This window comes from Pedobacter sp. Leaf176, assembly GCF_001424305.1.
In the GTDB taxonomy this organism is placed as follows: Bacteria; Bacteroidota; Bacteroidia; order Sphingobacteriales; family Sphingobacteriaceae; genus Pedobacter.
In genome coordinates this window covers 712,523-736,386 of the sequence record NZ_LMPD01000001.1, presented here as the reverse complement: position 1 = coordinate 736,386, position 23,864 = coordinate 712,523, and the positions used below count along the sequence as shown (strand labels likewise).

Genomic DNA, 23,864 nt, shown 5'->3' with positions numbered 1-23,864 from the left:
AAGGGGGAAATGGGTAGTGGGAAATAGATAATAGGCATGCGGGCAAACCTATCCATTTCCATTTCCACTTTCCACTTTCCACTTTCCACTTTCCACTTTCCACTTTCCACTTTCCACTTTCCATTAACAAAAACCCTTTTGTATCTTGGGTGTTTGTAAATTATGGCTAAAAAAATTCTGATTACCGGGGCAACAGGTTTGGTGGGTTCAGCGCTGAAAAAAAAACTGCTGGGAATGGGCTACGAGGTGAATACCTTATCCCGGAAACCTGAAGGTGAACATGCATTTCGCTGGGATGTATACGAGGAACAGATAGATGTTGCTTGCTTAACCGGTGTGGATGCAGTTGTTCACCTTGCCGGAGAACCAGTTGCTGATAAAGCATGGACAGACGAACGCAAAAAACAGATTATCGACAGTCGCGTAAAATCGGCGGCATTGCTTTTTAAAGCCATCAAGGAATCAAAAAACCACAACATAAAATCTTTCATCTCGGCATCGGCTGTTGGCTATTATGGCGATTGTGGAGATGAAATTTTAACGGAAGAAAGTCCTAATGGCTATGGTTTCCTGGCAGAATGTTGTAAGCTCTGGGAGCGGGCGGTAGATGAAGGCAAAAAGTTAAGCCTTAGAATTGTAAAACTCCGCACCGGAATCGTTTTAAGTAAAGCTGGCGGTGCATTGCCCCAACTGGATTTGCCAGTGCGCCTTTTTGCTGGCGCCGCAATCGGAACCGGAAAGCAGTGGACACCCTGGCTGCACCTTGACGATATGGTTGCCATGTACATCGATGCCATAGAAAATACAGCAATGGAAGGCTGTTATAATGCCTGCGCTCCTTTTCCGGTTACGAACAAAGGTTTAACAAAAGCCATTGCGAAAAAACTTCACCGCCCTTTCTGGCCGGTTAAAGTACCAAAAGCCGCTATTAAATTAATCTTAGGAGAAAGGGTTGAAGCCGTACTGATGAGCAGCAATACATCTGCTCAAAAGCTTTTAGATGCGGGTTTTAAATTTAAATTCACGCGTTTGGAGGAGGCTTTGGAGGCTATTTATGCTCCAACAGTTCAATAGCGGATTAATTTAAGCTTGAAAGATGACTTTCTTTTGGTCTTCTTCGACTGAAACAGGGCGGAACGATCTTTGAACCCGGCTCTCGTTACAAAGATTTCTCGGCGGTGCTCGAAATGACGACTTATCTCTAAGCTTTTATTAATCCAGCATGTCGTCTTCTCGACTGCAGCACAGCGAAACGGAGAGATCTTTAAATCTGACGCTCTAATATTTTTTTGGGCGGTACCTATATGCCGCACCCGCTAAAACACCAAACAAAGCGAGCAAAGAAACAGACCAGATTAATACCTCTAACCGATATCGATCATAAGACACATACTTATGCAGCATATACTGGGTTAAAGGCAATAGTCTTTTTGTTGTATCCTGTGGATTCGTTCCGGAATCTGTATAAAATTCGGGTTTGCTATTTATTTTTCCATACCAAACCTTACCTAAAGAGTGCGCTGTAAGGGTATCTGGCTCAGTGATTTTTTGTTGACTTGCTAATTGCTCTTTATTTAAAGGGAGTTTCAGCTTAGTCACATCTTTATCATCACAAGCAATTGGCTCGTAATGCAATCCTGTCCAATACATGCACTGCTCCGTAGAACTGGCCTCCCTTATGTTTTTATCTTTATTTTTCTTCCAAAATACATAGGCTATAGTTATAATGAAAAGCGTGATAAATGTTATACTGGTTTTTAAAATAATACTATAGACCTTCAGCTGATTTTTTTTAGGAGGCGGAACTGGAGGAGTAGGTGGTGTAGGAGGAGCACCTCTATCAGGAAATTGATTTTTATAATAAGTTATGCTCGGCCTGGGCTGAAAATCGATTAACCATGCTAAGAGTTCGGTGTTTTTCTCATCAGTCCTCGCAGTTACTCCATTTAAGTGATTTAATAATGGCCTAAAACAACCCTCATCCGCCTTTGATATAATCGAAGAAAAATCAGTATTTATCCTATCCTTATTAAAAAATTCAGAAAATATATCTCTAGCCTCTTCACTGGCATCGTACTTTCTTAGACACGCTTTTTTCAATTTAACTGCAGTTGGCCTCAATAGAAATAGCGGAAGCTTTTCATCTTCTTTTTTCTGCTTTTGCTTATAAGCAGCCAGTACTGCATCTTGATAATCTTCGGGCATTTTTCAAAAATTTAAGCGTAAAAATAAAAACGGAATTTCCGGAATTTTACGGTTTTCCGGAATTCAGAAAGAATATAAAAAGAATTAAAAGAATAACCGGAATTATCTGTCCATTAGCTTTTTAGCCTACCCATATTTGTACTGTCAATCGGAACAAGCAACGATTCGCTATCGAAGCTAAACAAAAAAACGGATTGATAAAAGAGCAGACATCGCGGTAGTTATTAGCTGAAATGGGAAGCAATTATTAGCTCCCGCGATTGAAACTCAAAACACTTCCCAAAAATTCAGAAGGCCTTCTGATTTACACAGCAGCAACCCCCTCGAACGGCTCGAGGGGAACTGCAAGTATTTCACTTTTAAATTTTTGAATCATGTTTATTCCTTTGTTTATTGCCATCCTATTAGGACTGGTTAACCCATCTAATACAAATAGTTCTTGCCCTAATGGCAACGGAACAGTAGTAACCACTCAGGATGCGCCTGGTGATCCTGGAAATCCCGGTGACCCAGGTGACCCGCCTCCTGGCGACGGAACGGGTGGAGATACAGGACAAAATCCACCTCCAAAAATAGACTAAGTAAAAAAATAAGGCGGTAAATCCGCCTTATTTTTGATTTGTACTTTATTTAGCCAATAAAGTTACATGGACCTAGTGCTTTCTTCGAGTTATGAACAATCCTTTATTTATTGTTTTTATTACCTTAGAGAAAAACTAAAACTGTGAAACGCATCTCTATTTTATTATTACCTATAGGCCTTTTACTTTCTTGCTCCAATAAACAACCTAAAGAACAAAACAAAAAGGAAAACTTATTATATGACAAAGCATTCGAATATCGGGAAGTTGAGAAATTCGATAGTGCTTTTAGGTATTTTAATCAAGCCAAAGATGTATTCTTATCTCAGAAAGATACTTTCGGAGCAGGTAAGTGCCTCGTTAATATGGGCATTATATCGACAGATAAAGGAGATTATTTTGGCGGTCAGGAGATTTCACTAAATGCTATTAAATATTTTAATAAGAATGATAAGGGTCATTACCCATATATTCATTCTAATTACAATAATTTAGGCATTGCAACTTTTCAATTATCTGACTTCAACAATGCTTTAAAATTTTACGATTTGGCAATCAGATTTTCCGAAAGTCCTCTGGATATAAGACTTTATCAAAACAATAAAGCCAAAGTCTATCAACAAATCAAAAACTATCCTGAAGCTTTAAAAATATATAAACAAGTCCAATCAGGGATTAGTAAGAATCAAAAAGAGTATGCAAGGGCATTAACAAATATTGCTAAAACAAAATGGCTCCAAAACGCAAAAATCAATCCTATACCTGATTTTTTGAAATCACTACGAATACGTGAAAAAGAAGCGGACTTGTGGGGTTTAAACTCTAGTTATTCACACCTTTCAGACTATTACATGAAGAAAGGATCAGATTCTGCAGTCTATTACGCAAAGAAAATGTATGTAATTGCTCGTGAAGTCAAAAGTTCAGGTGACCAGTTAGAAGCACTTCAAAAGCTAGTCAAACTCAGTCCCCTAGAAGAGTCCAGGCATTATTTCGAAATTTATCAGAATTTGAACGACAGCGTACAAACTGCAAGGAATATCGCAAAGAATCAGTTTGCACTCATCCGCTATGAAACCGAAAAAAATAAAGCTGACTTTCTAAAAGCTCAGGAAGAAAATATGAAAAAGCAAAACAGCATAGTTATCGGATACATAGGAATTGGCATTTTAATAGCTTTCTCCATAGCCAGTTATTTTTGGTATCGAAGACGCCAGAAAATACTAAAACAAGAAAAGGAAATTGAGGTTAAAAACACAGAAATAAAGTACGCAAAAAAGGTTCATGACCACGTTGCCAACAGAATTTACCAGGTTATGGACGAGATAGATAACCGTCCGCACATGGATAAGGATGAAGTAGCCGAAAAACTGGATGTAATTTATCACATTTCCAGAGACCTTTCTTACGAAAACACTGATACAGGATACAAACCGGGCTTTGCGAAAGCGCTTTCAAAAATGTTTTCTTCTTATCAATCGGCTGAGGTAAATATTGCTGTAAATGGAAATGAAGAGCACATTTGGGAGGCTGTGCGGGAAACGGTTAAAATAGAGGTTTTTACGATTCTTCAGGAACTAATGACGAATATGAGAAAGCATAGCGAGGCGGATGTGGTAAGATTAGCCTTTCAACATGACAATGGACGAATTACGGTTCTATATTCGGATAATGGAAAAGGTATACAGCATTTTTCACCTGGAAATGGATTAAAGAATACGGAAACCCGTATTAAAAGTATTTCTGGGGTAATTACTTTTGATTCTAAAGCCAATCAGGGGCTTAATGTTAAATTCTCGTTTCCCATTTAATAAAGTTGTTATGTTCAAAAATGTATTAATCGCCGAAGACCATGAAATGGCAAATCTATCCCTCCGAAACGTGATGAGCGATCTTGGTATCACAGTAGTCGAGAAAGATTATGTATTTCAATGTGATGATGCATTTGCAAGGGTACGAAAAGCCATCCGGGAGGACAATCCATACGAACTATTGATTACGGATTTATCTTTTGACGATGATTACCCAACACAAAAAATCTCCGGTGGCAAAGAACTTATCCAGGCGGTGAAGGAAGTACAGCCAGATATAAAAATCCTGGTATTTTCAGGTGAAAACAGGGCACTTATTGCCAGTTCATTCTTTAATGAATTGAATATTGATGCTTTTGTTCCGAAGGCACGTCATGACGCGAAAGACCTCAAGCTTGCAATTGAAGCTATCTACAAAAATAAAAAATACGTTTCGCCAAACCTCCGGCACAAGGAAGTGCATATACATCATTTTACGAATTATGATAAAACGATTGTATCATTGCTTTCCAGCGGAAAAACTCAAAAGGAGATGCCCGACCTTTTAAAAGCGAAAAACATGGAACCTTTCGGTTTAAGTAGTATCGAAAAACGCCTTAGCCTGATCAAAACTTCATTAAACATGACCAATAACGGGCAACTTATTGCGTATTGTATCGCAAACAAGATTATCTGATCGTAATCAGTTAACGGTTTAAATTGCGTTGACATTTGCAACTTGGCTGGCTAGCCTCATGAACACTTACGCATCATATACCGGTTGGCGGGAGAATTTAATTGAGTAGTGTTAAGCTATTGAAAGACTTTTTTATAAAAAGATAAGTAAAACTAATTCCCTTATGAATATAAAGGGGTAAGAAAATTTCCTCCCCCTGCCCCCCTCCAAAGGGGGATACCCTGCTTCTTTATCATCAAGGACAAAGAAGAAGTCCTTTCGGTGGCCAGCCGAGGAAAGCCTTTGTAAGGAAACCGCTTACATGATAATATTTGCCATACATCTAATCTTCTTTTTTCTTTTCAAAATATTTTCCCCTTTACGGTTTCCCGTAATAAAAGCGCTTTCAGCATGGCTACTTTTGAGCAGACCATCAGAATAATCATTCCCGAAACTATGGAACTAAAATTAAAGCTCGAACAACTCCACCAGCGCGTTAATGGCTTAAAAGATCAGATTAATACCGAAGAGGCAACCAAAAATGCATTTGTAATGCCTTTCATCCAAATTTTAGGCTATGACATCTTCAATCCAACCGAAGTTATCCCGGAACACATCTGTGATATCGGTACCAAAAAAGGAGAAAAGATAGATTATGTTATCAAAAAAAATAACGAACCTATTTTAATTTTCGAATGCAAGCACTGGAAAGAAAATGCCGACGCACACAATTCGCAACTTCACCGGTATTACCATGTATCTAAAGCCAGGTTTGGTGTGTTAACCAACGGAACCATCTATAATTTTTATTCTGATTTGGAGAAACCAAATATTATGGATGAGAAGCCTTTCTTAACCATTGATATCGAGGATTTGAAAGACAGCTCCATTAAAATTTTAGAGAGTTTTACCAAAAATGAGTACAACCTGGAGCAAATTTTAGATTCTGCAGAAGCCTTAAAATACATAAAGGCCATCCGCAAGGAATTCGAAAAGGAGATTGAAAACCCTTCTGATGAGCTGGTTAAACTTTTAGTAAACAGGTTCTTCGACAAGCCTTTAACGGCAAGCCGCATGGCAACATTTAAAGAGTATACCAAAAAAGCATTAACCACATCCATTAATGAATCGATCAGTTACCGGTTAAAATCGGCCTTAAGCATCAATGAGCGACTTGATAAACCGGATGAAAGTAAGGTAAATCCGATTGACGAAAATATCGACGCCAATAAAATAGTCACCACAGATGAGGAACTGGATGCATTTCAGATTGTGAAAGCCATTTTAAGAGAGAAAATTCCGGCCAACAGAATTTCACCACGAGATACACAGTCTTACTTCGGCGTACTCCTGGATAATAATAATCGCAAACCAATTTGCCGCTTTCATTTCAACACGTCAAATAAATGGGTAGAACTATTTGACAAGGGAAAGGATTCGGGTGAAAAAACACTATTAAATAGTCTTGATGAAATATATGGTTTTAGAACTCAGCTTCATCAAACGATAGCAAATTACTGATTAAAAGATTTCACTGATGCTCCGCTCTCACTAATAAAGGGATTGCCTCAAAGTTTCTTGAAGGAAGCTGGCAATCTCTTGGTTAAAGTATTCAAATCAATATCCTATGATATTTATCGATTTAAGCAGCTTCTTCGACGAAAATCAATCATGAATAATATTCCTTATTTAATGCTGGTGAACAATTTCTCGCTTAATTATTATATGAACGTTTTTTTCTTAAAACCTGGCTTTGACAAAACAAATTTATATGAGAAAACTTACATTATTTTTCCTTTGGCTAAAAAATATTTTTATTGTTGGCGGTCCTAATTTTTATCATTTTGAATACGCGGACTACATTATAGTGGATAAAAGTTATTTTATTTTTAACTGGAGCTTGAAAAATGCTTATAGATTAAAAATTAAATCCTCAAAATATAAGTCTTTTTTAAAAGCAGGCTCAGCTTACATTGCAGTTGATAGTAATATTGAACAATTGGAACTTGTTATTGCTGGCTCGTGGCGCAGCAAAAAACATATACTAAAATTAAATCGCATCAGCCTCAATACTACTATTGATTTCCCGGCAAAACTGAAAGATCCTTTTGAAGCTAAACTTATAATTCCTGATGTAAAACAAAAACATTCAAAACTTAAGGTTAGTCCTTTTAAAATATCTTTTCTACAACAAACAGAATTAAAAAAAATTATAAATATTTCATACCCTAATTAATTTCTCATGAATAGTGAATTTTATCAATCTCCGAAGTCGAGCAAATTTATGCGACTTTTCTGGAAAGCAGCTGGCGCGGATCGATTCATACTAGAAAGAAGTACCTATGGTGACCAGATCAAATATGTCTGCCTAGGTGGAATTATTATTGCAACGGGCGTAATGGCCGCTATTGCTGGTGGGTACGCATTTTACACCATATTTGCTCCAAAAGGGAATGCGATAGATTCTTTCAAAGCTGTTGAGGGAATTGCAAGCAACTATGATCCAACACATATCCCCACAGCATTAATATCGATAGTTTTCGGATTAATCTGGGGTGCAATTATATTTAATATTGACAGATTTATTGTTACGAGCACAGGAAAAGGTGATGGCACAGAAGCAATTACCAGGAAGGAATTAGTTGGTGCTTTACCGCGTATTATTATGGGTGCAATTATAGCGCTCACTATCTCAAAACCGGTTGAGATAAGAATGTTTAAAACTGAGATTGACGTTGCCTTACATGCGAAGCAAATTAAACAAGAACAAGCCTACAAATCTGAAATTGAAAAGGTAGCAAATGGAGAAATCGAAAAAAAGCAGAGTATAATAAGAGAACAACTTAACAGGATTGCGAGACTGGATAGTATTAGCACGGTTCGAAAAGCTGATATAGCTTATGAAAATTCTCATGGCGGTTGTTCTTTAAAGTGTGCTGAATTCAAAAATCAATTGGCGTCAAATCAAGCGGAGGTTACCGCTATAAAAAGTGACCCTGAATTTATAAAAGTTAAAAAGGAACTTGAAAGCCTAGAGACAGATAAGCTGAATAAACTAAAAGAAAGTGGAAAGGTAGCGGCCGGTTTGGATGGCTTGTTAGAAAGAATAAAGCTTGCCCACGAAGAAGCGGGATGGGTAATTTCACTATTTGTTACTCTTCTATTTATGACTATAGAGCTAACCCCAATTTTCTTCAAATTAATGCTAATAAAAAGCACTTATGATTATATGGAAGAAAATATTAAGGAGCTGATTAAAGCTGATAAAGGTATAGAAATACAACATAACTTCTATCCAGATGGTGAGGGGATTGAAAGAGACCTGGTAATTAACCATCAGGTAATAAGGGTACTTAAAGAAAAGATTAAACTATTGGAGGCACAAAGTACCTTAAGTAATGAGGCAATTGACGCCTGGAAAGATAAGAAGCAAAACGACATTAATAACAATCCCGAAGCATACTTAAGCGAAGAATAATGTCAAAACAAAGATATGCTAGATTTTTGAGCAGGCGATCTATTGTAAGCCTGATCGGAATTGATTACCCAATATTGGAGAAATCTGAACTTGATAATTTTTTTAAGTTTTTAATTGCCGGTTTTTTAGTCTTGGTTATTTTATTGATTAGCTTTTGCTCAGTGTTTTACGCTTTTGATTTAATGTTTGATATGTGGCATGCAGAAATTTTGCTTTCCTCTTTCTTTTCATTAATGTTTTTTACCATTTACATATTCCTCATACAAACATTTTCAAAAGAGGTATTCCCAACTGCTTATAAGCTGAAATTTTTCAATCTTTCTAATTTATCAAGAATAGGCTTTGTTCTGATGATTGGATTTTTAATAGCACAACCAGTGAAGATATTTGTATATAGACATCAGCTGGGTAACGATTTAGAGCGATATAAATCTGAATTGTACCAAAAATTTTCCAAAGTAAATTCAGATTTATATTCTTCAGATGTCGATAAATTAATTACACAAAAAAGTGCTTATCTGTTAATGGCTAAATCTGAAACATTAGATGCAGAAATAAGTAAAATTGATGCAGATATAGTCAAAATAAATGCACAGATAGATTTGGCAAATGTTACTGCAAATAATACTATTTCGAATTCAAATTTCTTTATTAAAAGAATAGAGCTTGCGAACAAATACTCAGGCTCCTCTTTTGTCGTGCTTATTATATTAACACTTTTCTTTACACCCATTGTACTTATCTATTCTATCTCTGGAAAAAGTAAGTATTATGAGCTTAAGAAAGCTAATGACAGAAACTTAGTAGAAATAGAATACATTAAATTCAAAGCTAAATATAAAGCGATTTTTAAAACAAAATTTACGTTGGCTGACGTGGATTTTCACGAACCGTTTAACGATCCTCCTTTTAATACCAAAAGAAAACCCCTTCCTGAATATTTAACACAAGAGCAATTTTTTAATAATCTGATTGAGAATGAAAGACTTTAAAAAGGATTATTATAAAATTTTAGGGGTTCATCCTTTAGCGAGTATTGATGAAGTGAAACTTGCCTACAGGAAGCAGGCTAAAATATACCATCCGGATTTGAATCCGGATAATCCAGAATATGAGGCTTTAATTAAAGAAATTAATGAAGCTTATGAAGTTTTAGGTAATAAGGATGAGCGTTATGCTTATGATCAGTATCTACTAAATAAAAAGGCGCATCAACAAGAACAATCTGCTTCTCAAAATCCGGTAAATAAGCATAAAAGAACTTACACTAAAACCACAACAAAAACCCGGGAAGAAAAAACTTATTTAAAAGGGAAAATTTTTATCAAATATCGCGGTAAACATGATGAACGAGATGCAGAAAACATATTAAGAGAAACCTTTTATAAAATAAAGATTACACAAACTGACGCTATAGTTGAACAAATGCTCAGGCAACATCTTTCAGAGGAATTTAAAAAAGTATTTGCGAAGCATAAACCATTAGGTTTAAACATAAAACAACCTGTAAGTTGTCAGATTTTAGATCAGCATCATATACCAAGAGATTATAAATTACATCTTATAGATTTAACTATTCCTGATCCAGAAATTACAAATGTGACCAAGCATGAAAATGAGAGTTTTGGAACTATAACTGGAAATTTTTACTGCCATGTAAAAGAAATTAAAAGTTATAAAGAGGAAGTAATTGTTGAAGAGTGTTTTGGCGAAACGGGTGAAACAGAGCAAAAAATTGAAAATGGCACAAACTATTTCAGAAAAGCATATTACAATACAGATTGCAGTAAATTTTGGGGTAATTGGGTTGCTGAAGTAACTAGGCCTGCTTATCGGGCTACAGGAAAAAAGCAAACTTCTGGTAATTATGTAAGACATGCGACAACCAATAGTGACAGCAAAAAAACTGAATGGAGCAAATGGAAATACGAACCTAGAGTAGCACCTCAAAACAATGGTTGTTTGGGTTCTGTAGGAAACATATTAGGAATTGGTGCAATTATATTTTTCGTTATATTTTTCATTCCAAAACTTGCTTTCCTACTACCATTAATCTTAATTCCATATCTTCTAAATTTAATGCCTTTTCGATTTTGGACTTGGATTTTTAGAATCGCCTTTGTGCTTTTTGGGGTTATATTTTCTATGGCAATAATTTCAACAATACTTAAATCGGTAAATAAAAGAGCTGGGCAAACAGTTGTGAAACCAAAACCTGTTATTGAAAAACCGAAATACACACCTGTTGTCAACCCACAATCAGCAGATAAAATTGTAGATACATTAATTAATCATCATATGATTTGGGAAGATTATAGTGGCAAAACGTACGAAGGAAATTTTTCTGTCAAAAAAAGCGATTTGAATCAGGCGCATTTTTATAAACAAAATTTAGACATCTCTGGTAACAGTGAAAATAGTTATGATAAAATAATTTTCTCACTAAAAGAGAATGATAAAAATAAATTATCAAGCTTGTATTCTATGTTTGATTCTATTAGAACTGAGCATAAACTAAGTTCAATGTCATTTGCGGAAATAGTTGTGTCATTTGTGCAAACAATCCCTTACACGCTAGTACTTCCAGAAGACTGTGATGCCCAGTATTATCAAGATGAATTTACAACGAAATACCTTTCAAGCCCAGATGCGAGATGTGATGGATTTGAAAAATATGGAATTAATACCCCTATTGAATTTTTAGCGAATCTTAATGGAGATTGCGATACACGAACATTATTACTTTACACTATATTTTCACACTACAACTATGATGTTGCTTTATTAAGCAGTTCGCATTACAGCCACTCCATTCTAGGTATAAATCTACCTTATGATGGAGTTGCTTATAATTATAATAATCAGCAATACGTTTTCTGGGAAACAACCGTGCAAAATGTAAAACCCGGCGTCCTTTCGGATGAAATTTCAAACACAGACTATTGGCGCATTTCTTTAAAATCAAATTAATATGAACTCCTTAAAACTAATCACGATTTCAGTTTCGGTTATCCTATCCTTTTTGCTGTTAATATTTATTATTTACTTTTTGACAAATAAGTTTAAATCGAAACTCAACGAAGACGGAAAGATCAAAGTATCATTTGGAATATGGTATGCCGCGCTTTTTTTATCTGGTTCAGATGTAATCTCAGTTGTAATTGACACGGTAACAGAGGTCATTGACAATCTACTTAAAATTAATCCACCCAATTTCAATCTGCAATTAGTTCAATCAATATCATTAATTATAGGCGCAGGTTTTATCTGGTTTATTCTATGGTTTCTTGTAATAAAATTTCTAATCAATACGATAAAAATAAAAGTTGATGAACATCAGGAAATGGAAGACGATAATTACGGATACTTTATCATAAAGGCTGCAATGTTAATAGGTTTAATTTTTAGTTTGTCTCCTTTGCTTAGTTTAATATTGAGAACACTTATCCCAAATGTTGAGACACCTTTTTATCATTAAAATATAAAGACATCTCATAAATCACATTCTAAATTCATGAAAACACTTTTTATTTTACCATTAACAATAATCTTGAGTTGTTCGCTGGCTCAAAAAGAAGTTTACATCTGCAACAATGGTAAAACCACAAAATACCATTTAAAAGAAGCTTGTCGTGGCTTAAGCAACTGTAGCTACAAAATAGTTAAAACAACTTTAGAAAAAGCCACAAAAGATAAAAAAACGCTATGCGGTTGGGAAAAGTAAGTTTACTGATTTTATGGTTAACTTTTCAAGCCTGTACCATTCCGCCGGTTGAAAGTAAGCCTGCATACAAGGAGCATCTTAATTTTACCGCTAAAGTAATTCGCATTTTAGACGGCGATACCATGGAAGTGCTGTATCAAAACCAGCCTGTTAAAATACGATTGGCGCATATCGATTGCCCGGAGAAAAGAAGATCGCAGCCTTTCGGGGGTCAGGCTAAACAAGCATTGTCTGATTTATGTTTCGGGCAAATGGTTACTATTGAAGGGGAGAAATACGACCGTTACCGACGGTTGATAGCGATTGTAGTGAATGGTAAAAAGCAAATTGTTAACCAGGAAATGATTAAACTAGGTATGGCCTGGCATTTCAAAAAGTATTCTTCAGATGAGGTTTATGCAAAGCTTGAAAACCGTGCCAGGGCAAATAAAATTGGCTTATGGAAAAGCCCACATCCGGTTCCACCCTGGGAATGGAGAAAATAAAATGGCTAAATTCCTCCCGGATTTGAATCATTTAATTTAGTAATGCTTATCATTCTTTTCGCATGTTGTTTGGGTAGCTTTAGAGTAGAAACTAAAATACAGCACGATGTTAGGCGAATTAAGTAAAAGACAGATGCTCGATTTACTGGAGCAACAAGTTATCGGAAGATTGGGTTGCCATGCAGATGGAGAAACCTATATTGTTCCCATAAACTATGTGTACAAGGATAACGCGATTTATGCGCATTCAGGCATTGGCAAAAAGATAAATATGATGCGGGCTAACCCGAAAGTATGTTTTCAGGCAGATGAAATGATCGATACATTCAGATGGAAAAGTGTTATTCTTTGGGGAAATTATACCGAACTTACCGGTGAAAAAAGGCAACAGGCCATGCAAGGTATTATCCATAAAATAATGCCCTTAACGGATAGACCGTCGGAAGAACCTTCACATGCTATAAACCAGGCAAAGCATACTAACATTATTGTGTATAAAATCGAACTAACATCCGTTAGTGGAAGATACGAATCGCATGATGGTGAAGCTTAAGGCTCATTAAAATAGAAATTCGTTTCCGCAAAGTCCTTGCCTGGTAGCTTTCCTGATGATAAGTAGCCTTGACGGAAAGCTTGCTCCTTCCATCATTTCTCAGGCCGGGTAGCGGATTACAGAAAACTGTATTTCTGTACCTTCTTTCTTATCCGTCATTCTCGCGCAGGCAGGAATCATAATGTTTTTGGATAAATCTTATTATCCTCGCCGCACATAGTCGTGCCTAGGCTAGCCGCAGGGGGCTTTTACTTTTTTCAGTTGTGCATATGGTTTTATAGGTCTTCAAGCTTGCTCCGCAGGTTGGCTTGGCCCAAAAGTAACAAAAACCCAAGGCTTGGATCTGATGTCGGATAAATTCGTTAAGGCTTTATTTGCGGCAGCACAAGCCCCAATGAAGAATCGGGGAGGACGCGCTGCCTTGGGCAGTGGTAGCATGAACGTTTGTACAAAAGCTTTAACGTTTTCTCCTTCCACCATGTCCTATGCCATTTAGCAAGATGCATAAACCGCTGTCCAGAACACATTCAAATCGTCATTCTCGCGCAGGCTGGATTCTTAGCTATTGAATATTTTTTTGAGCTTACATAAATTGTTCCTCATTTTATAAACCTTACTCTATGAACGGCTAATTTTAAACAGTTTAATCTTTCTGCTGTTAACATTCAATAAATTAATATAAAAGTTAATTTAGCAGTAATATGAATGATAAAAAGGAAGGAACAGTTTCTCAAAAATCTGCTATAAGCATTTGTTGGCTGCGCCGCGATTTGCGTTTGGAAGATAATGCGGCACTTTACTATGCATTAAAAGGCGAATACCCGGTTTTGGTGCTGTTTATTTTCGATAAAAACATTCTTGATAGATTACCAAAAAACGATGCCCGGGTAACTTTTATTTATAAAACCCTGGAACATATAAAAAAAGAACTTCAGGAAAAAGGTTCAGATTTACTGATAACGTATGGCAAACCTGAGGCCGTTTGGCCGGACATTTTAAAAGAATATGATGTTGCAGCAGTTTACGCCAATCACGATTATGAACCCTATGCCCGCGAACGTGATGATAATATGGCTGAATTTTTAACCAGCGAAAAAATTGCTTTTAAAACGTATAAGGATCAGGTTATTTTTGAGAAAGGCGAAATACTAAAAGCTGATAAAAGTCCATATACTGTTTTTACGCCCTTTTATAAGCAATGGCAGGCAAAACTGAATGATTTCTATACTAAAACCTACCCCACAAAAAAATATTTCAGGAATCTTTTTCAAACTAGAAAGCTTAACATTCCGCTGTTAAAAGAAATGGGCTTTGATAAAAGCGATTGCAAGTTTCCAGTATTGAATTACAAAAGCAAACTTGGCGATTATGCTAAAGAAAGGGATTATCCTGCGCTGGACGGTACTACACATATCGGTCTGCACTTACGTTTTGGCACTTTAAGCATTCGAAAAGCTGTACAGGATGCAATTGATGCTCAATCAAATGTCTGGCTATCGGAACTGGCCTGGCGCGAGTTTTATATGATGATCATCTGGCATTTTCCGTATGCCGCTACCGATTCTTTTAAAAAACAATATGATAAGATAAAATGGCGTAACGATGAAGCGGAATTTAAAACCTGGTGCGAAGGCAATACAGGTTACCCTCTGGTAGATGCGGGCATGCGTCAAATGAACGAGACCGGCTGGATGCATAACCGGGTACGAATGGTTGTAGCCAGTTTTTTATCGAAACATTTATTAATCGACTGGCGCTGGGGTGAGGCCTATTTTGCTGAGAAACTATTGGATTATGAAATGGCCAGTAACGTTGGTGGCTGGCAGTGGGCAGCGGGTTCCGGGAATGATGCTGCTCCTTATTTCAGGGTCTTTAATCCCGAGTTACAGACCAAACGCTTTGACCCAAAATTCGAATACATTAAGCACTGGGTGCCGGAGTTTGGCACAAAAAAATATGCCCAACCTATTGTTGAGCATACCTTTGCGAGGGAAAGAATATTAAAAGTTTTTAAGGAAGCGCTTAATTCGTAACCTTAACTATTTCTATATCAAAATCTAAAGGCGTTCCATTAGCCAAATCAGAAGGCAAAATTAAACGAAGCTTGCCACCAGCAGTAACTTTTCCAGGTAAAATTAACTGCCAACCCTGGTAAAGCGTATTTAAAATGGGACTATAAGTTCCATCAGTATTTGTCTCTAACTGTGTTCCATCTAAATACCGAACAGTGTAATTTACAGTAATTGTAGAGTTGGTAGTGATGGCATCTGTTCCTGTTCCCGGGGTTATGATGTTGTAACGGGCACGAGACGGATCTTTTGTCATTGTCAAGCCATTAGTGGCTATAAACTTATTAATCTCATATTCATCTACCTCATGTTTTTTAGTAAAATTATAAACACCAAGATCGACAACAATACTTTCATTAGAACCTACATTAATTGCGCTCAATCCATTTTTACCAAAAGCAAGATTAGAAGGCATAATCAATTTTGCAGTTCCACCTCTTTTTAACATACTGAGCACTTCTCTAACCGGTGTAAAAAGATAGCTGCTAGCGCCAATAGTAAAGCGGTCTGTATAACCCAAAAATGTGCCAGGAATTATTAAATCAGATGTTTGATTGATTACTGTACCATTTAAAAGTTTAAAAGTATAAGAGTAGTAAACCGAATCAGAATTTTTGATAACATCACCTGTACCGGGTGTAACTACATTATAGTAGTAACCCGTCGAAGCCTTCGTCATGTTCAAATTATTGCTTTTCAGGTAGGCCTGAATTGCTGCATCATCAACAACTTCTATCGAATCGTATTCTTTTTTACAGGCTGAAATTAAAAGGGTAGCCAGCAAAAGCGAAAACAGGCTAATTTTTGTAAAGTTCTTCATCAATTTATTGTACGTTTATTAATTGTATCGTAAAGTCTAAAACGGAATTTGCCGGTACCGGGCCGGTTGCCTGACTTCCGTAAGCCAGTTCTGATGGGATGATTAACCTTATTTCGCCACCTTTTTGAATCAAAGGAATGCCAATTCTCCAGCCTTCGATTAACTGAGCAAGCTGGAAAGTATTTTCTACATTATTCCCATCATCTATCACTGTTCCATTAAGCAATTTCCCAACGTACTTTATGGTAATTTTAGTGCCTGGTGGATAGGTAGAATTACCTGTTCCAGCTTTAATGATTTGATAATATAAGCCCGATGGATGCTTGGTTGCCGTTATATTGTTTTTCTGAATAAATTCGGCAATTTGTTTTTCAGCATCTTCATCTTTCTTACAAGATGTAAACAAAACGGAAATCAGTAAAAAACTTAAAGCAGTGAATTTTAAAAAGTTATTGCTCATTTATTGTATAACATCATTTAATGTAATGGTAAAATCTAAAACGGAGTTTGCAGGAATTGTAGATTCCGGTGCGCTTCTCGCTACTTCACCATAACCATAATAAGAAGGTACAAATAACCTTATTTTACCTCCTTTTTGTATATAAGGGATACCTATTTGCCAGCCTGGTATTAAATTGCCAAGTGTAAAAGATTTGGTAACACCTTTTGAAGAATCAAAAACACCACCGTTCATAACCTTACCTTCATAATCTACTGAGATGGCTGTATTTGAAGTATATTGAACATTTCCGGAACCCGGCAATATTATTTGATAAAAAACGCCATATTGTTCATTCTTTAATACCGGTATGTTATTCGCTTTAACATAGGCCCTTATTGCGGTTGTGTCCGCTTTAAATTGAGGAATAGGATCGTAAACATCTCCAACATCCATCTTTTTACAGGCAGCAAAGCACCCGGCGATGCACACCAACAATAAAATATGTTTTATCTTAAGCATAGTGCACAAAATTAAGCTTTTAATATGGATGCTACAATTTTTAACCAATTTTAACACATTTGAAAGGTTGAAGGCGGGAAGGTTGAAGGCGGAAGGCTTTTATTGCAATAAAAAACCGTTTCACCAGAAACAAAAAAGGTTGAAAGTTTGAACTGCGCGCCCAAACCTTCAACCTTAAACCCTCTGCCTTTTGCCTTAAAATATATATTTGTTAGCCTCAATTAATTGTTGTGCAACTCTTTGGCGGGCATCTTTAACATTAAATGGCTCCACTTTGGTAAAGCGGCGTAAACCAACCAGCATCATACGCTGTTCATCGCCTTCGGCAAATGCCCATAGCGCCTCTTTACCTGCTTTGGCAATACCATCAACAGCCTCTACCATGTAAATTCTTAATAAATCCAATTGTCCGCTGGTTGCCTCTTCGCCCTTTGTTGCTACCAGTTTTTCAGTTCTCAATAAAGCAGACTCAAAGACATATACGTAGCCGGCCATATCGGCGATATTCATCAAAATTTCCTGTTCCTTGCTTAGTGTCATCATTAATTTTTGCACAGCGGCACCAGCAACCATTAGCGTCGCTTTTTTAAGATTTGCTAAAACTTTCTTCTCCGCAGCAAATAAAGTGCTGTCTTCTTCGCCAAAATCTGGGATGCTCATTAACTCAGCAGCAACCGCAGTCGCAGGAGTCATTAAATCCAATTCTCCTTTCATGGCACGTTTCAACATCATATCTACCGTAAGCAAACGGTTGATCTCGTTAGTTCCTTCGAAAATCCGGTTGATACGGGCATCGCGATAAGCTCTGTCCATCGGCGCATCGGCACTAAAGCCCATTCCACCGTAAATCTGAACACCTTCGTCAACCGTATAATCCAAAGCTTCGGAACCCCAAACCTTTAATATTGCACATTCAACTGCAAATTGTTCAACAGATTTTAATCTCGCTTTACCGGACTCCATTCCACCTGCAACCAACTGGTCATAAGTATCATCAATATTTTGTCCGGCACGGTAATTTGCAGCATCAACAGCATAAAGCTTCGATGCAATTTCTGCAATTTTAAAACGGATGGCGCCATATTTTGAAATCGGGCGACCGAACTGGCTACGCTCGTTTGAATAATTAATTGCCGTGCTTAAAGTTGCCTTTGATGCGCCAATTGCTGCAGCAGATAATTTTATACGGCCAATATTCAAGATATTCACCGCGATTTTAAAACCATTTTCTCTGTCGCTCAACATATTCTCTACCGGAACCGGGCAATCATTGAAGAAAACCTGGCGGGTTGAAGAACCTTTGATGCCCATTTTGTGTTCTTCGGGGTTCATGGTAATACCACCAAAGTCTTTTTCTACAATGAATGCAGTCAGGTTTTTATCATCATCAATTTTGGCAAAAACGATGAAAATGTCGGCGAAACCACCATTGGTAATCCACATTTTCTGGCCATTGATGATGTAATGTTTTCCATCATCAGTCAATTTCGCCTTTGTTTTACCAGAATTTGCATCCGAACCAGAATTTGGTTCAGTTAAGCAATAAGCCGCTTTCCATTCTCCGGAACCTAGTTTCGGAATGTATTTTGCTTTCTGTTCTTCATTTCCATAGTAAAGAATCGGCAAGGTACCAATGCCAGTATGTGCCGAAAGCGCCACTGCAAAAGAGTGACCAGCACCAACTACATCGGCAACAAGCATCGAGGTGTTGAAGTTTTTACCGAAACCGCCAAATTCTTCTGGAACAGATACACCAAGAATGCCCAATTCGCCAGCCTTACTTAACAGCGTTGGCATGAGTTCAGGGTCTTCCTGTTTGTCAATTTTGTCTAAGTTTGGATAAACCTCCGCCTCTAGAAAATCACGACAGGTTTGCGCAATCATTTGTTGCTCTTCATCAAATTCTTCAGGAATAAACACATCCTGGTAAGCTGTTTCTTTAATTAAGAATTCGCCGCCTTTAATTGTCTTTTTTTCAGTTGTTTCCATTTTAATAGTATCTAGTAGCGAGTATCAAGTATCAAGACCGGGTTTGAAAACTGGATGTCGCTGGGTTTATGTATTTAGTAGCGGGTATCAGGTATCAAGACTGGGCTTAAAAACCGGATGTCGCTAGGTTTAAGTATTTAGTAGCGAGTATCAAATATCAAGACGGAACTCCAAAACTGGAATCTTGATACTTGATACTCAAATCTTGATACTTAATATTCAAATCTTGATACTCCTATCTAAAGCGTAAATCATTTTCTGAATTTCAGTTGTTTTTTCAATCAAGCCTGTTGATAAATTATCATCAAGTAATTCTAGTCGATTTGAAATAATTAGCTGCGTTTCTAATTCAAAGGCTGAACCTTGGCTTATGTTCAAAAAATATTTGAATTGAGCACTACTTCCTCTTCCTGAACCTTCTGCAATATTTGAAGAAACCGAAACGGAACACCTTTTCATTTGCGAAATCAAACCATATTTTTCATCTTTTGGTAAAAGTGATGCCGCTTTGTAGACATCAACAGCAAGTTCAATCGATTTTTGCCAGACCTTTAAATCTTTAAAATTGTGCATGTTTTAATAACATTAAGATTTAGCGTAAATATTTGGGATGATTTTTTTTAAGGGATGATTATTTCCTTTCGCTATTCAATCCTGATACTTGATACTCATATCTTGAGACTAATTACAACAGCTCAAAAATACCGGCTGCACCCTGTCCAGTACCTACGCACATTGTCACCATGCCATATTTTTTATTTTGTCTTTTCAGCTCGTTCATCATTTGTACGGATAGTTTTGCTCCGGTACAACCCAACGGATGACCTAAAGCAATTGCGCCGCCGTTTACATTGATGATATCAGGATTTAAATCCAAAGTCCTGATAATCGCCAACGATTGCGATGCAAAAGCCTCGTTCAATTCGATTAAATCAATATCATCCTGTTTTAAACCCGCTTGTTTTAATGCTTTTGGGATTGCCTCAATTGGTCCGATTCCCATAATTCTTGGCGGAACCCCAGCAATACCATAACTTACGAGCCTGGCAATTGGCTCTACATTTAGTTCTTTCATTTTCTTCTCAGAAACCACTAAAACAAATGCTGCTCCATCAGAAGTCTGCGATGAGTTACCAGCAGTTACGCTTCCAACGGCATCAAAAACAGGCTTCAGTTTCGCCAGCTTTTCTAAAGTTGTATCAGCTCGGGGACCCTCATCTGTATCGACCACGTAAGAACGTGTTTTCTTCTTTAGGTTCTCATCGAGATAGTTTTCATTTACCGTAATTGGCAGAACACCATCTTTCAAATGACCATTTTTAATGGCATGAATCGCTTTCTCATGAGATTTTAACGAAAAGGCATCCTGGTCTTCGCGATTTACATTGTATTCCTTTGCAACCGCTTCGGCAGTTAAACCCATTCCCCAATACCAATCCGGATTGTTTTTTGCAACCTCCGCATTTGGCACCAGTTTCCAACCACCGAATGGCATTCCACTCATCACTTCTACCCCACCTGCTATAATGCAATCGGCCATTCCGGCTTTAATTTTTGCGACTGCCGTGGCAATGGTATCTAAACCTGATGCACAATACCGATTCACGGTAACTCCCGGAACTTTTTCGGTATCCAGACCCATCATCGAAATCATTCGGGCTATATTTAAGCCCTGTTCGGCTTCTGGCGTGGCATTGCCCACAATCACATCATCGATTTGTTCTTTATCTAAATTCGGAACTGACGCCACCAAAGCCCGAATCACTTCTGCAGCCAAATCATCAGCTCTCGTAAAACGGAATACGCCACGGGGCGCTTTGCCCACTGCTGTACGATATCCGGCTATTATGTATGCTTCCATTTTTTTTAGTATTGAGTAGCGAGTATCAAGTATCAAGACTGGGCTCGAAACTGGAAATCGCCAATATTTTAATTAGTATTTAGTAGCGAGTATCAAGTATCAAGACTGGGCTCGAAACTGGAAATCGCCAATATTTTAATTAGTATTTAGTAGCGAGTATCAAGTAGCAAGACAAGGCTCAATTGAAGTCGCAAATTTTATTGTTTAATTTTTTGGAATCTTGATACTTGATACTCATATCTTGATACTTTTATCTTGATACCCATTTAATTTCTCAACGGTTTCCCTTTTGTTATTATCGACTGAATTCTTTCCAATGATTTTCTTTCTCCTGCAAGTGACAAAAAGGCTTCTCTTTCCAAATCCAGCAAATATTGTTCGCTTACTTCTGTTGGAGACGATAAATCACCGCCGCACATGACATAACCTAATTTTTCGGAGATTTTTTTATCGTGTTCGGAGATGAAATGACCTGCGTACATACTGTTTGCTCCGGCATAAACAATTCCTAAACCTTGTTTACCTAAAACTTTTATATCAGTTCTTTGAACCGGTTTGGTGTAACCTGCATCTGCTAACTCAATTGCCTTTGCTTTTGCATCAGCCAGTAAACGGTTGCTGTTCATCGAAATTGAGAATTTATCCTTTTGCAGATAACCCAGCTCATAAGCTTCGTAACCGGAAGTAGAAACTTTGGCCATTCCGATCGTTAAGAAACGGTCTTTCAAGGCATTTTGAACAATCTGATCGTCTTTATATTCGTCAGATGCCCGTAAAGCAAATTCTTTTGTTCCACCACCACCAGGAATAACGCCAACGCCAAATTCTACCAGCCCCATATACGTTTCTGCGGACAACTGGACATGGTCGGCATGTAAGCTAAACTCGCAGCCTCCACCCAGGGTTAAATTATGCGGGGCAACCACAACTGGAATAGAAGAATAACGGATGCGCATCGACGTGTTCTGGAACATTCTGATGGCCATATTCAACTCATCCCATTCCTGCTCAACTGCCATCATGAAAATCATACCCACATTTGCACCTGCAGAAAAATTCGCACCATCATTACCGATTACCAAACCACGGTAATCTTTCTCGGCCATATCAATGGCTTTGTTTATTCCAGAGATTACATCGCCGCCAATGGTATTCATTTTGGTATGGAACTCAACATTCAAAATGCCATCGCCCAAATCAATAATCGAGACACCTGAGTTTTTCCAAAGTGTTTTATGTTCACGGATGTTATCTAAAATGATAAACTCATCTGTACCCGGTAGAGCTTTGTAAGTTTTAGATGGAATATCATAGTACTTTTTAATACCACCCTCAACTTTATAAAATGAAGTATGTCCGGCATCAAGCATCTCCTGAACCCAGGCCGCAGCTTTGTTTCCATATTGCTCCATTCCTTCGATCGCTTCTTTCACGCCAACAGCATCCCAAAGTTCAAAAGGACCCAATTCCCAGCCGAAACCCGCGCGCATAGCATCGTCTATTCGATACAACTCTTCAGAAATTTCAGGAATCCGGTCTGAAACATATTCAAACAAGCCGAAAGAAGAGTGTCGGAATAACTCTGCCGCTTTATCCTTTCCTTTTGCAAAGATCTTCATCCGCTCCCGAAGATTTTCCACTGGCTTGGTCATTTCCAAGGTGGCTGACTTCACTTTCTGCTGCGGTTTATATTCTAATGTTTTTAAATCCAGCGCAAGTATTTCGGTTTTACCTTCAGCGGTCTTCGTCTTTTTATAGAAACCCTGTTTGGTTTTGTCACCCAGCCATTTACTTTCTTCCATTTTCTTAACATACTCGGGAAGTTCAAATAATCCGTGTGCTTTATCATCAGGGCAGTTATCGTAGAGGCCTTTGGCAACTTTAATCATCGTATCCAAACCCACCACATCCGAAGTACGGAAAGTAGCTGATTTCGGCCGACCCAAAGCCGGTCCGGTAAATTTATCAACTTCTTCTACCGTTAAATCCAGTTTCTCAACCAAATGCAGCAAAGCCATAATGGAATAAACACCCACGCGATTGGCAATAAAAGCCGGCGTATCTTTACACAAAACCGTGGTTTTACCTAAAAATTTATCCCCGTAATGCATTAAGAAATCAACGATTTCGGGTTTGGTATGCGGCGTTGGAATCACCTCCAACAATTTTAAATAACGCGGCGGATTGAAAAAGTGTGTTCCGCAGAAATGTGCTTTAAAATCTTCACTTCTGCCCTCGGCCATTAAATGAATCGGAATGCCAGAAGTGTTTGAGGTTATTAAAGTTCCAGGTTTGCGGAATTGCTCCACCTGCTCGAAAACTTTTTTCTTTATATCAAGATTTTCGACAACCACTTCAATTACCCAGTCGAAACCAGCAATTTTCGGCATATCATCCTCAAAGTTTCCGGTTTTAATCTTGTTCAATACTTTTTTAGAATAAACCGGAGATGGATTTGTTTTTACAGCCGTTTCCAAAGCTGCATTTACAATTCGATTTTTTACCATCGGCTTGTCTAAGGTTAATCCTTTTGCCTGCTCTTCCGGACTAAGTTCTTTTGGAGCGATATCTAAAAGCAACACCTCTACGCCAATGTTGGCAAAGTGGCAAGCAATACGCGAACCCATAATACCTGAACCCAGAACGGCAACCTTATTAATGCTTCGTTTCAT

The 23,864-nt window shown here is 37.6% G+C and carries 22 protein-coding genes; 14 read left to right on the top strand and 8 right to left on the bottom strand.

The window, feature by feature from the left end; all coding sequences use genetic code 11:
- Window positions 1–162: 162 nt before the first annotated feature.
- On the top strand, window positions 163–1,074 hold the full coding sequence (locus tag ASF92_RS03330; RefSeq protein WP_056087739.1) for a TIGR01777 family oxidoreductase: 912 nt from the start codon (window positions 163–165) through the stop codon (window positions 1,072–1,074).
- 204 nt (window positions 1,075–1,278) lie between these two features.
- Here ASF92_RS03330 and ASF92_RS03325 read toward each other — a convergent pair whose 3' ends face one another.
- Window positions 1,279–2,205: a hypothetical protein gene (locus ASF92_RS03325; RefSeq protein ID WP_056087737.1), complete on the bottom strand. Its 927-nt coding sequence runs from the start codon at window positions 2,203–2,205 to the stop codon at window positions 1,279–1,281.
- 374 nt (window positions 2,206–2,579) lie between these two features.
- On the opposite strand from ASF92_RS03325, the gene ASF92_RS03320 reads away from it, so the two are divergent.
- The 13 genes from ASF92_RS03320 (at window position 2,580) to ASF92_RS03255 (ending at window position 15,525) form a co-directional block, all read left to right on the top strand.
- Complete coding sequence (locus ASF92_RS03320) at window positions 2,580–2,786, top strand: hypothetical protein (protein ID WP_056087734.1); 207 nt, start codon at window positions 2,580–2,582, stop codon at window positions 2,784–2,786.
- A gap of 143 nt (window positions 2,787–2,929) precedes the next feature.
- The gene (locus tag ASF92_RS03315) at window positions 2,930–4,597 is read left to right on the top strand and encodes an ATP-binding protein (RefSeq protein ID WP_231729730.1); all 1,668 of its coding nucleotides are present in this window, start codon (window positions 2,930–2,932) and stop codon (window positions 4,595–4,597) included.
- Window positions 4,598–4,607: 10 nt separating this feature from the next.
- Complete coding sequence (locus ASF92_RS03310) at window positions 4,608–5,273, top strand: response regulator transcription factor (RefSeq protein ID WP_056089125.1); 666 nt, start codon at window positions 4,608–4,610, stop codon at window positions 5,271–5,273.
- Window positions 5,274–5,663: 390 nt separating this feature from the next.
- Window positions 5,664–6,773 carry a type I restriction endonuclease gene (locus tag ASF92_RS03305; protein WP_231729729.1) on the top strand — a complete coding sequence of 370 codons (1,110 nt, stop codon included), beginning with the start codon at window positions 5,664–5,666 and terminating at the stop codon, window positions 6,771–6,773.
- A gap of 250 nt (window positions 6,774–7,023) precedes the next feature.
- The gene (locus ASF92_RS03300) at window positions 7,024–7,488 is read left to right on the top strand and encodes a hypothetical protein (protein WP_056087732.1); all 465 of its coding nucleotides are present in this window, start codon (window positions 7,024–7,026) and stop codon (window positions 7,486–7,488) included.
- Window positions 7,489–7,494: 6 nt separating this feature from the next.
- Complete coding sequence (locus ASF92_RS03295) at window positions 7,495–8,730, top strand: DUF4407 domain-containing protein (RefSeq protein WP_056087729.1); 1,236 nt, start codon at window positions 7,495–7,497, stop codon at window positions 8,728–8,730.
- Complete coding sequence (locus tag ASF92_RS03290) at window positions 8,730–9,722, top strand: DUF4407 domain-containing protein (RefSeq protein ID WP_056087726.1); 993 nt, start codon at window positions 8,730–8,732, stop codon at window positions 9,720–9,722. Before ASF92_RS03295 ends, ASF92_RS03290 begins: the two co-directional genes overlap by 1 nt.
- Window positions 9,709–11,700 carry a J domain-containing protein gene (locus ASF92_RS03285; protein WP_056087724.1) on the top strand — a complete coding sequence of 664 codons (1,992 nt, stop codon included), beginning with the start codon at window positions 9,709–9,711 and terminating at the stop codon, window positions 11,698–11,700. Before ASF92_RS03290 ends, ASF92_RS03285 begins: the two co-directional genes overlap by 14 nt.
- 1 nt (window position 11,701) lies before the next feature.
- On the top strand, window positions 11,702–12,208 hold the full coding sequence (locus ASF92_RS03280) for a hypothetical protein (RefSeq protein ID WP_157263698.1): 507 nt from the start codon (window positions 11,702–11,704) through the stop codon (window positions 12,206–12,208).
- 36 nt (window positions 12,209–12,244) lie between these two features.
- Window positions 12,245–12,454 (top strand): hypothetical protein, encoded by a 210-nt coding sequence (locus tag ASF92_RS03275; protein WP_056087717.1) that lies wholly within the window; start codon window positions 12,245–12,247, stop codon window positions 12,452–12,454.
- Window positions 12,436–12,939, top strand: coding sequence for a thermonuclease family protein (locus ASF92_RS03270; protein WP_056087714.1), 504 nt, complete (start codon window positions 12,436–12,438; stop codon window positions 12,937–12,939). The genes ASF92_RS03275 and ASF92_RS03270 overlap by 19 nt, the downstream gene beginning before the upstream one ends.
- Window positions 12,940–13,045: 106 nt before the next feature.
- Window positions 13,046–13,492, top strand: a complete 447-nt coding sequence (locus ASF92_RS03265) for a pyridoxamine 5'-phosphate oxidase family protein (protein WP_056087711.1) — start codon at window positions 13,046–13,048, stop codon at window positions 13,490–13,492.
- A 701-nt stretch (window positions 13,493–14,193) separates the two neighbouring features.
- Window positions 14,194–15,525 carry a deoxyribodipyrimidine photo-lyase gene (locus tag ASF92_RS03255; protein ID WP_056087704.1) on the top strand — a complete coding sequence of 444 codons (1,332 nt, stop codon included), beginning with the start codon at window positions 14,194–14,196 and terminating at the stop codon, window positions 15,523–15,525.
- On the opposite strand, the gene ASF92_RS03250 is transcribed toward ASF92_RS03255, so the two are convergent.
- The 7 genes from ASF92_RS03250 to ASF92_RS03220 all read right to left on the bottom strand — a co-directional run bounded on the left by ASF92_RS03250 (window position 15,515) and on the right by ASF92_RS03220 (window position 23,864).
- Entirely contained in the window at window positions 15,515–16,381 is an 867-nt protein-coding gene (locus ASF92_RS03250; protein WP_056087701.1) for an FKBP-type peptidyl-prolyl cis-trans isomerase, read from the bottom strand. The two genes, ASF92_RS03255 and ASF92_RS03250, sit on opposite strands and share 11 nt — an antisense overlap.
- A gap of 4 nt (window positions 16,382–16,385) precedes the next feature.
- A complete protein-coding gene (locus ASF92_RS03245) occupies window positions 16,386–16,841 on the bottom strand; it encodes an FKBP-type peptidyl-prolyl cis-trans isomerase (protein ID WP_056087698.1) in 456 nt (151 codons plus the stop codon).
- Window positions 16,842–17,342, bottom strand: a complete 501-nt coding sequence (locus ASF92_RS03240) for an FKBP-type peptidyl-prolyl cis-trans isomerase (protein WP_056087695.1) — start codon at window positions 17,340–17,342, stop codon at window positions 16,842–16,844.
- Between the two features lie 195 nt (window positions 17,343–17,537).
- Window positions 17,538–19,331 (bottom strand): acyl-CoA dehydrogenase family protein, encoded by a 1,794-nt coding sequence (locus tag ASF92_RS03235; RefSeq protein ID WP_056087692.1) that lies wholly within the window; start codon window positions 19,329–19,331, stop codon window positions 17,538–17,540.
- 219 nt (window positions 19,332–19,550) lie between these two features.
- Window positions 19,551–19,904 carry a four helix bundle protein gene (locus ASF92_RS03230; protein WP_056087688.1) on the bottom strand — a complete coding sequence of 118 codons (354 nt, stop codon included), beginning with the start codon at window positions 19,902–19,904 and terminating at the stop codon, window positions 19,551–19,553.
- Window positions 19,905–20,016: 112 nt separating this feature from the next.
- Window positions 20,017–21,192: an acetyl-CoA C-acyltransferase gene (locus tag ASF92_RS03225; protein WP_056087685.1), complete on the bottom strand. Its 1,176-nt coding sequence runs from the start codon at window positions 21,190–21,192 to the stop codon at window positions 20,017–20,019.
- 266 nt (window positions 21,193–21,458) lie between these two features.
- On the bottom strand, window positions 21,459–23,864 hold the full coding sequence (locus tag ASF92_RS03220) for a 3-hydroxyacyl-CoA dehydrogenase/enoyl-CoA hydratase family protein (RefSeq protein WP_056087682.1): 2,406 nt from the start codon (window positions 23,862–23,864) through the stop codon (window positions 21,459–21,461).